The organism is Trinickia sp. Z7 (assembly GCF_056498045.1).
Genome location: NZ_JAUEQW010000005.1, coordinates 160,012 through 173,114, shown reverse-complemented (window position 1 = coordinate 173,114; position 13,103 = coordinate 160,012). Strand labels below are relative to the sequence as shown.

Below are 13,103 nucleotides of genomic sequence, written 5' to 3'. Positions count from 1 at the left end.
ACCGGATTTCTGTGTGTGACGACGAACAGTCAATCAAAGGCATTCGCCATACGATAAATGCGCGAATGTTAAAAGCGGCTGGTGAAAAATGCACGCAATTTCGATGTGGGGTTGGTATCTAGGCGGACTGAATGCCGTTGCTATGGCAACGGCGATCATCATATTCGTCAGCACAATCGACGATTTGTTCATGGATGGCTATTATTGGCTGTTCGAAATCAAACGAATGTTGCGCCGCGAGCCGAAGACGAGCGTGGATGCGCATGCGTTGCGTGCGCTGGACGAACGCTACTTGGCGATCATGGTGCCGGCATGGAAGGAGTACGACGTCATAGCAAAGATGATCGAGAACACGCTCGCAACGATGGAGTACGAGCGTTACATCATCTTCGCAGGTACCTATCACAATGACGCCGAGACCACGGCCGAAGTAGACCGCATGGTGCGCAGGCACCCTGGGCGAGTCGTACGCGCGGCCGTTCTGAACGACGGGCCCACCTGCAAGGCCGATTGCCTCAATTGGATCGTTGCGGCCATTCGCCGCTATGAGACGGCCCATCACATCGAATTTGCCGGCGTGATCATGCACGATTGCGAAGATGTTATTCATCCGATCGAGCTGAAGTACTTCAATTACGCGATCGGCGATTACGATTTGGTTCAGTTACCCGTGCTGTCTCTGCCTCGGAAATGGAATGAATTCGTGGCCGGCACATATATGGACGACTTCAGCGAGACGCATCAAAAGGATATTCCATCGCGTCAGCTGCTCACCGGTATCGTGCCGGGCGCCGGCGTTGCCTCGTGCTATAGCCGGCGCGCGATCGAGGCGGCTTCGGTCGAGCGTGACGGCAAGCCGTTCAATACGACGACGCTGACCGAGGATTACGACTTCAGCTTCCGGTTGCGCGCACTGGGGATGAAGGAGACGTTCGCGCGTTTCCCGATCACCGAAGTCGTGCTCGATCAAGTGCGCCGGCACCGGCAGCGCTTCGCGACGGCGCGCAACCTGCTCGCGACCCGCGAGTACTTCCCGAGCACGTTACGCACGGCTTATCGGCAACGTACACGCTGGATCCTAGGCATTTCATTTCAAGGCTGGCAGCAGCTCGGGTGGAGGGGCAGCTGGCGCGACCGCTATATGTTTTTCCGCGACCGCAAAGGCATGGTGACCTCGCTAATCTCCGTCGTTGCCTATGCGGTCTTGATCAATTACGTATCGGTTGCGCTTTTGCGCGCGACCGGCATCGCGCCCCCAGGCGCCGCACGTCAAGCACTGGTGGGCGGATCGCTCGCGCCGCTATTGGCGCTCAACAGCGTCATGCTCGCTTTACGGCTCACAGAGCGTTTCTACTTCGTGGCCAAGCTGAACGGCGTGCTGCAAGGCGCGCTGTCGCTGCCGAGACTCTTCGTCAACAACGTCATCAACTTCCTGGCCGTCTGTCGAGCCTGGCGGATCTTCATCCATCACCTCATCACAGGCAAGCCGATCGCGTGGGATAAGACGAGCCACACGTATCTGTCCAACGATCAGTTGGGCAAAGAGCGGCGCAAGCTCGGTGAGATTCTCGTCGACTGGGGTGTCGTCACCCCGGCGCTGGTCGATGCTTGCTTGGAGCGCCAAGCGACGTGCGGCAGGCGGCTTGGCGAGCTGTTGCTCGAAAGCGAGGCGATAAGCCCCGAGTCGCTTGCCGACGCGCTGGCCGAGCAAGCCGAACTGCCGCGTGTGAGTTTGGCCAACGTGGTGGCGGGGCGGTTCAAAGCCACGCTTGCAACGGAGCTGCAGCAGACTTATCGAGCCATACCATTTTCGACGGCGGACGATGGGACCTTGAACGTCGCTGTCGGCAGTCCCCTCACGGAAGACGAGCGAGAGACCGTCAAACGAGCCGCGGGCTGCAACGTCGCGTACTTCGTGGCGAGCGACGCCGAGATCGCATCCGAGCTCGCGCGTCGTGCGCGTTTCTCGGATGGCGATCGCGGCAGCGAAGCCGCGCGTCGCGTCGCGTCGTCGATTCATCCGGGGGAATGTTAATGAAACGCGCCGCATCCAAGCGAGCGAAGCGCCTGCGCGCATTCGTTCGCACGGGGGGGCTTGCGGCCTTTGCCGCGCTCGCCCTTCACGCAAATTGTTCGTGGGCGCAGCCCTTGACGCCGCGCGCATATCGTCTGGCCGACGCCGCCTATAAAGCGATCGCGGCGGGGGATTTGCCGCGGGCGGAAGACTATGCGTCCAAGGCGCTGCGCGCGCAGCCGTCGAGTTTGCAGTTGGGTTTATTGCTGCTCGACGTCTACGTTCGAGAAGGCAAGATCGACGCGGCGCAGGTGCAGGCCGACGCGATGCTCAAGCGCTATCCGGACGATGGCAACGTCCTCGCACAACATGGTTTCCTGCAACAAAAACAACAGCGGTACGACTTGGCCGCCGACGATTTCGCGGCCGCGCTCGTCAAGGGGCAGTGGGACGACACGCAGCAGCGCAATCTCCGACTCGCCTGGGCCGACAGCGCGCTGATGGCGCATCGCCCGGAGCAAGCGGCGCAGGCATTGGCGCCGCTCGAACACGATCCCGACGTCGCGATACAGTTGCGTGTTGCACAACTGCGCTTGCGCAATGGGGACCGCAAAGGCGCGCTCGCGGCAGCGCAACTCGCGCAAGCGCATGCGGTTTCCGACGACGACAAGAAAAGCGCTGCTGCGCTGATCGCCTACGCCGAGCAACCCGAGCCCGATCCGCGCAACGAGCAAGCGCAAAAGACGCTGCAAAGCGCCTACGACTTGCTGCGGGAAAACAAGGACAGCGAAGCGCTCGTCGAATTCCAGAAGGGCTTCGCGCTGGGCGGAGGCAACGCCGGCAACTACGCAGACGCGGGCTATGCAGCCAAACGTGCGGGAGAGAACGACGCCGCCGTGAAGCTATTCGAGGCGAGCCTCGACGCGGACGATCACGAGCACGCGTTCGACGAACAAAGGCGCTTCGGGTATCGCCGCGAAGTGCAGCAACTCGAGCGGACGTGGGGCTTCGTTCTCAGCTTGCCGTATCAAGTCTCGGCGTTTTCGTATCAAGGCACCGTCAGCGTCTTGCAGCCGGGTATCGAAGCATATTGGCAGCCGCCGAAAATCGGCTATCGAAATGGCCGCATCTTGCAGTTCTTCGTGCGCGGCTACGGCACGGCATACGATGGATCGGGAAACGTCACGGGACTGCCTACGCTGCAAGGATCGGTCGGCGCGCGCTATAAGCCGCTCGTCGATCAGAACCTCGTATTGAGCGCCGAACGCCTCGTCAAATTGGGCAGCCTTTCGCAAAACGATTGGCTCTTGCGCATGGGGTATTCCTCGGAAGCGGGCAACGATCTGCGCGTGACGGAACCGAGTTGGCGCGCGTGGCAAGTGTATGCGGAAGCGGACTACTTCCTGCATCAAGGCCGTTACATTTTGTATTCTCAGTTACGATATGGACACACGTGGGCGGTGCCCGCCGTCAGCGATCATCTGACGGTGTATCCCCACCTCGCGCTCATTTTCGACCACGACAGCAAGGCGCAAAATCGAACGGCGATCAGCGTGGGGCCGGGCGTGCAGTTCCGTTTCTGGTTCCGCGAGCACCACTACAGCGCGCCCGCAAGCTACGCCGACCTGACGGTGCAGTACCATATCCCGCTGACATCGGCGGCCCGGGCTCGCGGGCTCGCCGCGCAATTGACGCTGTGGTACTGAGCGGAGGCCATCATGTTGCGCTTCATGCGAGGGCGAAGGCTGCGCTCACCCGGGGCCTGCTTGGGCGCCCGCTCGACGCGTCGTCTGGCGGCCCTCAGCCTGTTATGCGCCTCCGTCACGCTTACGGCTTCGTGTGCGAACATGGCAAGCGATAGCCGAGTGCAGGGCATCGTTTGGCAAATCGACAATGCTACGGCGCGTCCCGTCGGCGATTGGGATTTGCTGGGCGTGCGCCAGTTGTTGATTCAATGGATCGTCGTCGACGATACGGCGTTCGCGCCGAACCTCGGATTGCCGGCGGCGGCGAACATGCCCGATTGGGCTCGTATCGGCCGTGAGCCTTGGGCGAAGGATGTGGTGCTCGGTCTTGCGGGTTATGCGGACGAGAACCGGGCCCGAGCGAATGTCGAGCATTTGGCGAAGCTGTCGGCGCAAATCGCGGGCGTGTCGCTGCCCTTGCATGTCACGGGCTATTACTTCCCTGTCGAGGTCGATCCGAGTTGGACCGACGCCCGCAAGCTCGCGTTGCTGCTGCGCGACTTGCCGCGCCCCCTATGGATTTCCGTGTACGACCGCTCCAATGTCGGCGGCAAGACGCTCGCCGATTGGCTTGCGTCGTGGCTGCCGTCCGATATCGGCGTTTTCTTTCAGGACGGCTGCGGCGTCTATGCCCGGGTGCCGACGGTCACGCGCGAATATCTCGATGCGTTGTCGGCCAAGCTCGGCAGCGATCGCGTCCGTGTCATCGCGGAAGCGTTCCGCCCCAATCAACAAGGCGGTTTTCGCGCCGCGACCGCCGACGAGTTGCAGCAGCAACTGGCGGCGTATCGCGGCTATGCCGTGTACCTATTCGACGGGCCGCATTACGTGTCGAACGACCTGACTAAAGCCTTGGCGCCGCGCGCAGCGCGTCGACGCGCTGCGGCTCGCTGACGAACCGTCGATCAGGACGGCGCTTTCAGGTTGATGATCGTGTTGCGAAGCAACTGAAAGTACTGGCTGGTCGAATAGGGCAGCATTTCTTCAGCGTAGTACCACCAGAAGAAACCCCCGATGAACTTCGGATCGTTCATCGTGTTCACCATCGGGTAGTACGTCTTGATCAAGTTCGATTGGACCGACCAAGGGGCCCCCGTACTGGAGGTCCCGATTTCGCCGAAACCGACCTTCGCGTTCGGGAATAGGCTCTCGAGCGCCGCGAAGTCGTTCTTCCACGACGGGGTCAGCCCCGAGCAATCCTGATACGGGTAGTAGCTGAACAGCGCATAGTCTGCCCCGTTACGCACGGTCGACGAAAGGAATTGCGTCGGCCACGTGCGCCAGTTGTCCATCGGCAACTGCCAGCAGTTGTTGCCCGAAGGATCTTGGTTGTAGTACAGGGTCACCGCCACTTTGCCCCCGGCGCCTTTCACGACGGTGTAGGCCGACTGAACCATCTGACCGATTTGCTGCTCTTCCGTCGTTGCCGTGGAAGTCGGTCCATTCGAATCCGCGCGCAGCCATTCGCCGTTGATTTCGTTCGCAATTTCCCACACGTCAACGTTTGCGCCCAAGGTCGAAACAAGTTCCTTGGTTCGTGCGGTGTACGTCGTCAAATCGGTCGGGAAATAATACGAGTCATAAATTTCGCCCATCACGTAAGCGTACTGATGCAGCTTGACGATATAGGGGTAGTAGTCCGCTGCCGACGTACCGGGGTCGAACACCACGCGAACGGTGGGCCGGTAGGGCAGATTTTGCAGGGAGGCAATGATCGCGTTGAATTTGCTCAAGTCGTCGAGCGTCACGCCGTAGATGGGCGCTTTCGGCGTTTCCACTTGCGCATGCGCCGTTTGCGCCAAAGGCAAGGACATCGCGCACGTTACGAGTGCGCTGGCTGCAAGTTTGGAGAAGATTTTAAATCGTCTGAACGTCACGTCTCTTCCTCGGGGCCAGTTGAAAGAAGCGCGATGTTACATGGAAATAAATACTAATTATCCGACGATAGGCTCGATATTCGTGTGAGGGATCGGCACGAAAAAGGTTGCGCACACAACCGTTCGCCGGCGGTCCGAGCGCAGCGAACGGTTGCTTCGAAGGGGGATCGACACCTGATGGGCGTCGCGTAGGCGCATCAAAGCGGCAGAAATTGCCGCTTCGAGGAGGGTCAAAGCGAGGGCAATGCGGGGCGCGATTCGATCGACTGGCGGATCAGTTGCTCGACCGCTTTCCGTTCTTCGCCGACGAGCGGCAACCGAGGCGGGCGTACCGGTTCGGTGCCGAGCCCGACGATCGCTTCGGCGAGCTTGATGTTCTGCACGAGCTTGGACGAAACATCGAGCGCAAGCAGGGGCGCGAACCAGCGGTACAGGTTGCGTGCTTCTCCGATACGCCCCGCCTGCAGGAGCCGATATATCGCCACCGTTTCGTGCGGAAACGCACAGACAAGCCCGGCAACCCAACCATGCGCGCCCATCAATATCGCTTCCATCGCGAGGTTATCGACCCCGCAGAAAATCGCATAACGCTCGCCGACCGCATTGATCAAATCGGTCACGCGGCGCACGTCGCCGCAAGACTCCTTGATCGCCACGATTTTCGGTTCGTCCGCGATTTCCTTGAACATGTCGGGCGTCATGTCGACGCCGTAGGCGAGCGGGTTGTTGTAGATCATCAGCGGCAGCGGGCTCGCCTTGGCCACCATGCGGAAGTGATTGATCGTTTCGCGCCGGTCCGACAGATAGCGCAGCCCGGGCAGAACCATGTAGCCGGCTGCGCCGTGCTGCGCGGCGCGCTCGGCCTGACGGCATCCTTCCAGCGTGCTGTCTTCGGCGATCGTCAGCAATACCGGAACCCGGCCGCTTGCGGCGTCCACTGCGATATCGAGCACGTCGAGCTTTTCGTCGAGCGAAAGCGTGGACGCTTCGCCGAGCGATCCGCAGACGATGATGCCGTCCACGCCGGCGTCGATTTGCGCTTCGATATTCTTCTTCGTCCACGCGCTGTCTATGCTGAAATCTTCGTGAAACTTCGTCGTGACGGCGGGCATGACGCCTTGCCAGACTGGTGCCATTTCGGTTCTCCAAATACGGTCGATGAGCAAATTGCGAGAGCAGTGTAGGCCGCGGTAAGGATCGCGTCTTGCGTCGTTCACGCATTTGCGATGCCGATTTCGGCACAGAGCGCAGGCTTGCGCCGATTATGCCGAAATCGTCATGCGGAACGCGCACACGCACCAAGACGCGTGGGCTTTGCGTTTCTACCATTGCCGCATGAAAACCATCCATATCATCGATTCCCATACAGGCGGCGAGCCGACGCGTCTCGTGATCGCGGGCGGCCCCGACTTGGGCAACGGCCCGCTCGCGGAGCGGCTTGAGATCTTACGCACGCGCCACGACGATTGGCGCGCAAGTGTAGTCACGGAGCCGCGCGGTTCCGATGTGATGGTCGGCGCATTGCTGTGCGAACCCTTCGATGCGAGTTGCGCGGCGGGGGTCATCTTCTTCAACAATGTCGGCTATCTGGGCATGTGCGGACACGGCACGATCGGCCTCGTGGCGTCGCTCGCTTTTATGGGCCGGCTCTCGCCGGGGGCGCATCGCATCGAGACGCCGGTCGGCATCGTCGAAGCGACCCTGAACGTAGACCGCAGCGTTTCCGTGCGCAACGTGCCGGCGTACCGGTACCGGCGCGACGTTGCAGTCGAGGTGCCGGGCGCGGGAATGCTCGTCGGCGACATCGCTTGGGGCGGCAATTGGTTCTTTCTGGTGGCTGACCATGGACGCACGCTCGAGCCGTCGAACATCGGCGCGCTCACGGCCTTCACCCACGACATCCGCGAGGCCTTGATCGCGCAGGGCGTGATGGGCGCCGACGGTGCGCTCATCGATCACATCGAGTTGTTCGCGCCCGGCCAGGGCGCCGGCATCGATAGCCGCAGCTTCGTGTTGTGCCCGGGCGACGCATACGACCGCTCGCCGTGCGGCACCGGCACGAGCGCCAAGCTCGCGTGCCTTGCCGCCGACGGCAAGCTCGCGCCGGGCGCTCGCTGGCGCCAGCAGAGCATCATCGGCAGCGTCTTCGAGGCGAGCTATACGACGCTCGGGCCCGTCGATGGGATATCGCCCGACATCGAGGCGATCGAACCGACGATCACTGGCCGCGCGAACATCATGGCCGAAGGTCGATTGCTGTTCGAAGCGGACGATCCATTCGCCCTTGGCATTCCCGGTACACGTCCGGTATGACGGCCGATGCCGTCGTGATCGGCGCAGGCATAGTGGGGGCCGCCTGCGCAGCCGAGTTGGCCGCGCAGGGCATGACGGTCGAAGTGCTCGATGCCGCGCCGGGTATCGGAGGCGGCGCCACCGCGGCGGGCATGGGTCATATCGTCGTGATGAACGACTCGCCTGCGGAATTGGCCCTGTCGAGCTTCTCGCGCGACTTGTGGCTAGCGCTTGCGCCATCGTTACGCGCGACCGATGCGTTCGCCCGCTGCGGCACGCTCTGGGTGGCGGCCGATGAGGATGAATGGCAAGCCGCACAGGCGCTCCATCATGCGTTGACCGGCGCGCGCGTGAAGGCCGATATGCTCGATGCGTCTGCGTTGCGCGAATGCGAGCCGTCGCTGGCGCCGTCGCTCACGGGCGGCTTGCTCGTTTCAGACGATGCAATCGTTTATGCGCCACGCGCCGCGCAGTGGCTACTCGAACATTCTTCAGGACACCGAAATATTCGCGTGCGCCTCGGTTGCGCGGCCGCCGCGGTCACGCCCGGCGAGGTTCGCCTCGCGAACGGCGACCGGATCGCGGGCGGCCACATCGTCGTCGCAAATGGATTGACCGCGCGCGAACTCGTGCCAACGCTGCCGATCGAGGCCAAGAAGGGGCATCTGTTGATTACGGACCGCTATCGCGGCTACCTCAGACATCAAGTGCTCGAGCTCGGCTACATCAAAAGCGCGCATCAGACACAGGGCGCCTCGGTCGCGTTCAACGCGCAGCCACGCCCGACTGGACAGGTCTTGCTCGGCTCGTCGCGTCAGTTCGATACGCTCGATGCCGCCGTGCAATGGCCCGTGCTGGCGCGGATGGTCGAACGCGCGGCGCGCTATTTGCCGGCTTTACCGTCGCTCAATGCAATGCGGGCATGGACCGGATTTCGCGCTGCGACGCCCGATGGGTTGCCGCTCATCGGGCCGGCGGGCGAGTCGTCGCCCGGGGTTTGGGTTGCCGCCGGGCACGAAGGCTTGGGCGTCACGACTTCGCTGGCGACGGCGAAGCTGTTGGCGGCGCAAATCGCGGGCGCGGATACGGCCATCGATGCGGCGCCGTATCGAGTCGATCGTTTCTGCATGGAGGCAAGCGGTGGCGGCCGATGATGCGTGCGTTGTCGTGACGATCGACGGTGTCCCCTTGCAGGTGCCGGCGCAGACGACGGTGGTCGCTGCCGTTTTCAGCCGCTACGGCGTGCGCGGCACACGCGTCTCGGTGAGCGGGCAGCCGCGCGCTGCGTTCTGTGCGATGGGCATATGTCAGGAGTGTCGAATGACGATCGATGGGCGTGCCCATGTTCTCGCTTGTCAAACGGTTTGCAGGAACGGAATGACGATTTCAACCGAGGCCGCGTCGTCATGAAGACGGCATTCGATCTAGTCGTCGTCGGCGCCGGACCGGCCGGCCTCGCGGCCGCGCGTGCCGCAGCTGCTAGCGGCATGCGTATCGCGCTCGTCGACGATAATCCTCGAGCGGGCGGGCAAGTGTGGCGTCAAGGACCCCATGCCAGCTCGCCGGTGGCAATGCGCGAGATGCTGTGCGATTTGCTTAGGAATCCTAAAGTAACGCACTACGCAGGGGCACGCGTGTCTTTGTTTTCCGGCGAACACGAGATGATCGTTTCGACGGCATGCGCAAGGGGCGTCGTGCTTTCCTTTGGCCAACTGATTTTGGCGACGGGGGCACGCGAGCGTTTGTTGCCGTTCGCCGGATGGACCCTGCCGGGAGTGACCGGCGCGGGCGCGCTGCAAGCGCTCATCAAAGGCGGCATGCCGTTGCAAGGCGAGCGGGTGGTGCTTGCGGGCAGCGGCCCCTTGTTGATTGCTGCGTTGGCCACGGCGCGGGCGGCGGGGGCACACATCGTCGCCGTGCTCGAGCAGGCGCCGTGGCGGGCGCTGCTGCGCTTCGGCCTTTCCCTAGGCGCCACACCGTCCAAAGCACTGCAAGCGATCGAACTGACGTATGGGTTCGCAGCAACCCGCTATTGGCCCGGCAGCGTGGTGCGCGAGGCGCTTGGCGACGAGCGCGTCGAAGCCGTCGTCGTTCGGCGCGGCGAACGCGAAACGACCCTCGAATGCGACCGGCTCGCGTGCGGCTATGGCCTCGTGCCGAACGTGTCGCTTGCCCAAGCACTCGGATGCAGTCTCGCCGATGGCGCCATCGAAGTGGATGACGCGCAGCGCACATCCGTGCCCAGCGTTTGGGCCGCGGGCGAATGCACGGGCATCGGTGGCATGGAACTCGCACGGGCGGAGGGGGAGATCGCGGGCCTTGGCGCGAGTGGCCGTCCGATCGGTTTGCCGCTCCTGCACACGCGCGCACGATGGAGGCGTTTTGCGCAGCGCGTAGCGACCGCATTCGAACTCTGCGAGCTCGCGCGCACGCGCCCTCCCGCCGAAACGATTTTTTGCCGCTGCGAGGACGTCACGTACGGCGAGGTTGCCGCTCATGGAAATTGGCGTGACGCGAAACTGCATACGCGGTGCGGCATGGGTCCCTGCCAGGGGCGGATTTGCGGCGCGGCGGCACAGACCTATTTCGGTTGGAATGCGGCGACGCCGCGGCCGCCGTTCGCCCCCGCGCCCATCGGCGCTTTGTTGGAGGCAGCGCTCGAGCAAGAGCCACAAGAGCCGCACGAGCCGCACGAGCCACAAGTGCGGTTCGAGAACACTGCTCGCCTATAATCGAGGCGCTTTGCGCGGGCGCATGCCGGCCGCGCCGTTTCCTGCGCCTTGTGACGATGCCTCCGACGATACCCTTGCCGCAAATGCCTGCCGCTGAAACGCTCGATGACATGCTGCCGTACTACGCGCAGATCGAGCCGGTGCTCGATGCCTTGCCCGATTTGGTGTTCTTCGTGAAAGATCGCGAGGCGCGCTATGCGCTCGTCAATCGCACCTTGGCGACTCGGTGCGGCTGCAAGGATAAACGCGGGATCGTGGGCAAGACGACGGAGGAGGTGTTCCCGTCCCGTTTCGGCGCGGCTTATTTGGAGCAAGACCAATCGATCCTGAACGGCGGCGCGCAGATGATCGACCAGCTCGAGTTGCATCTGTATCCGGGGCGCCAGCCCGGTTGGTGCTTGACGTCGAAGGTGCCGCTGCGAAATAGTGCGGGGCAGATTGTCGGCATCGCGGGCGCGTCGCGCGATCTGAAGGCCAACGAGCGCACCCATCCGGCCTATACGAAGCTTGCGGAAGTCGTGCAATACATTCAAGAGAATTACGTACAGCCCCTCAATTTGACGCATCTCGCGCGCATGGCCGGAATGTCGGTCGCACAATTGGAAAGATATTTTCACAAAGTCTTTCATTTGACCCCGCGGCAGGTCCTGCTCAAAACGCGCCTGGACGCGGCTACCGCGCTGCTTGCATCGGATGACAAGGTGACCGACGTCGCCGCCCTGTGCGGTTACACGGATCACAGCGCGTTCACGCGCCAATTCAAGGCCACGGTAGGCGTCACGCCAAGCGAATATCGCGCGATGCTGCACGGGACGACGCTTCGCTGAAATGAGCGTGGGATGCAACTACGCGGCCGCGAAACAAATCGGGTCGTACGCGATTGGCGCAAATCGCGGGCGATGTGGCGCATTTGGCCGTGGCGAATACGCCGCGGCATTCTTGACGCTTGCAAGCCGCTCCACCATAGTGGGCTACTAGTTCGATTCGAGTGGTCAGTCTCATGGTCAAGTTTCTTCATCGAATCGAGCGGTTAGTCGCGCTCCTCTCCCCACTCCCACCAACGAGCGCCTATTCGAAGCGAGGCGTTATCTGCGCTTCGTCTTCGTTCGTGCGCTGGGAGCACGGACATGCGTGATCAAACCGCTCGCGGTCCGAAGTTTCCCGTCGCCTGCGCGCGTTGCGGCGGCCGTATTTCGGAGCCGGTTGCTTTCTGTCCCCACTGCGGCGCACACGCGCGCTTTGCCTTGGCTGCGGCCGCCTCGCCGTCGCCCGCTGCGCAGGAGAGCGTTCGCCCGGCGGGTCCCGCCCGCGTCGAGCCGTCCATGCGCGCGTTCGAACCCGCCGATTTCGAAGGCGATCTGGACACACCGTGGCCCGGCCCTCCCACTCCGCTATTCGCTTCGGCAGGCGGCAGTGCGCGCGGGCGAGGGCGCGCGCCTGCATTTCGCGGCGGGCGTCAGTGGAACGTCAAGGGCGGGATGGGATTGATTCTTGCCGCATTCGTGGTGCTCTACGGCGGCGCGGTGCTGATGCACAAGTACGGATACGACCAACCTGCCGTGTCGCGAGTGTCGAGTGACAACCCGGCCAAAGCGGTCGAAGGATCGATCGGCCCTAATGGGACGAACGATGCGGGTAACGCGCCGCCGGGCGGAAAGCTCGACGACTCGGTCTCGCCCGACTTGTCCATCGCGAACTTGCCGCCGCCGGTCGCGTCCGTCGCACCGCCCGTGGCGTCCGTTGCGCCTGCTGCTCCGGCGCAAAGCCAAGCGCCCAGCGCCCCGGCGCCCAATCCGTCAACCGCGGCGCCGGTGCAAAGTCAGTCGATGGCCGCACCCGGCGCGCCGGCGCAGCCTGCGGTAACCGAAGGCGTCGTGCAAGCGCAGCCGAACGACGCGGACGTTCCGGAAAGGGGTGTGGGACGCGGCAAAGCGCATGCGCGAACGCGCGGGCACGGGCATGGCAACGACCCTCGTGTGCGACCCGGCGATACGACGTACCTGCATACCAGCGTGCCGTCGCCATCCGATGCTCAGCCGCAACCGCGCTTCCAGGAGAAAGCGGCGCGCTCGGGTAGCGGCTCGGTGACACGCACGTTGGACAGCGTCCAAGCGCGCCTGACGAAAAACGATTTGAGCGGGGCCCGGGCTTCGCTTGCAGGGGTATTAGCGGCCGATCCGCATAATGGTTACGCGCTCTCGTTGCGCGACCAATTGGCCTCTCGGGAGCAAGCGCGCGATGCGTCGTTGAACGCCGCGCGCGCTTGCGTGGTCCAGTCGCGCTGGCACTGCGTGTGGCACAACGCCGGCGCAGCGCTCTCGGTGGATGCGAGCAGCACGGAGGCGAAAGCGCTCGTGGACCGTGCGATCATCGAGTCGGGCGCGGCGACTGCCCCGGCGGGCCCGGGACCGGACAACGTTCAGGTGCCGATGGTGCAGTGAGG

The 13,103-nt window shown here is 63.1% G+C and carries 11 protein-coding genes; 9 read left to right on the top strand and 2 right to left on the bottom strand.

Annotation, left to right across the window (positions count from 1 at the left end; all coding sequences use genetic code 11):
• The first annotated feature begins 88 nt into the window (after positions 1-88).
• The 3 genes from QQS38_RS11590 to QQS38_RS11580 all read left to right on the top strand — a co-directional run bounded on the left by QQS38_RS11590 (position 89) and on the right by QQS38_RS11580 (position 4,653).
• Entirely contained in the window at positions 89-2,035 is a 1,947-nt protein-coding gene (locus QQS38_RS11590; protein WP_479645516.1) for a glycosyl transferase family protein, read from the top strand.
• Positions 2,035-3,720, top strand: coding sequence for an NfrA family protein (locus QQS38_RS11585; RefSeq protein ID WP_479645515.1), 1,686 nt, complete (start codon positions 2,035-2,037; stop codon positions 3,718-3,720). Before QQS38_RS11590 ends, QQS38_RS11585 begins: the two co-directional genes overlap by 1 nt.
• A 141-nt stretch (positions 3,721-3,861) precedes the next feature.
• Entirely contained in the window at positions 3,862-4,653 is a 792-nt protein-coding gene (locus tag QQS38_RS11580) for an alpha-amylase family protein (RefSeq protein ID WP_479645514.1), read from the top strand.
• 11 nt (positions 4,654-4,664) lie between these two features.
• On the opposite strand, the gene QQS38_RS11575 is transcribed toward QQS38_RS11580, so the two are convergent.
• Both QQS38_RS11575 and QQS38_RS11570 read right to left on the bottom strand, forming a co-directional pair.
• Entirely contained in the window at positions 4,665-5,573 is a 909-nt protein-coding gene (locus QQS38_RS11575; RefSeq protein WP_479645513.1) for a hypothetical protein, read from the bottom strand.
• Positions 5,574-5,866: 293 nt separating this feature from the next.
• Complete coding sequence (locus QQS38_RS11570; protein WP_479645512.1) at positions 5,867-6,772, bottom strand: dihydrodipicolinate synthase family protein; 906 nt, start codon at positions 6,770-6,772, stop codon at positions 5,867-5,869.
• A 199-nt stretch (positions 6,773-6,971) separates the two neighbouring features.
• Here QQS38_RS11570 and QQS38_RS11565 point away from each other — a divergent pair, with 199 nt between their 5' ends.
• From QQS38_RS11565 to QQS38_RS11540, 6 genes are all read left to right on the top strand, one after another.
• On the top strand, positions 6,972-7,949 hold the full coding sequence (locus QQS38_RS11565) for a 4-hydroxyproline epimerase (RefSeq protein ID WP_479645511.1): 978 nt from the start codon (positions 6,972-6,974) through the stop codon (positions 7,947-7,949).
• A complete protein-coding gene (locus tag QQS38_RS11560) occupies positions 7,946-9,082 on the top strand; it encodes an NAD(P)/FAD-dependent oxidoreductase (RefSeq protein WP_479645510.1) in 1,137 nt (378 codons plus the stop codon). The genes QQS38_RS11565 and QQS38_RS11560 overlap by 4 nt, the downstream gene beginning before the upstream one ends.
• Entirely contained in the window at positions 9,024-9,338 is a 315-nt protein-coding gene (locus QQS38_RS11555) for a (2Fe-2S)-binding protein (RefSeq protein ID WP_479645509.1), read from the top strand. The genes QQS38_RS11560 and QQS38_RS11555 overlap by 59 nt, the downstream gene beginning before the upstream one ends.
• Positions 9,335-10,660 (top strand): FAD-dependent oxidoreductase, encoded by a 1,326-nt coding sequence (locus tag QQS38_RS11550; protein ID WP_479645508.1) that lies wholly within the window; start codon positions 9,335-9,337, stop codon positions 10,658-10,660. Before QQS38_RS11555 ends, QQS38_RS11550 begins: the two co-directional genes overlap by 4 nt.
• Positions 10,661-10,716: 56 nt before the next feature.
• The gene (locus tag QQS38_RS11545) at positions 10,717-11,487 is read left to right on the top strand and encodes a PAS domain-containing protein (protein WP_479645507.1); all 771 of its coding nucleotides are present in this window, start codon (positions 10,717-10,719) and stop codon (positions 11,485-11,487) included.
• A gap of 495 nt (positions 11,488-11,982) precedes the next feature.
• Positions 11,983-13,101 (top strand): hypothetical protein, encoded by a 1,119-nt coding sequence (locus QQS38_RS11540; protein WP_479645506.1) that lies wholly within the window; start codon positions 11,983-11,985, stop codon positions 13,099-13,101.
• Positions 13,102-13,103: the final 2 nt, after the last annotated feature.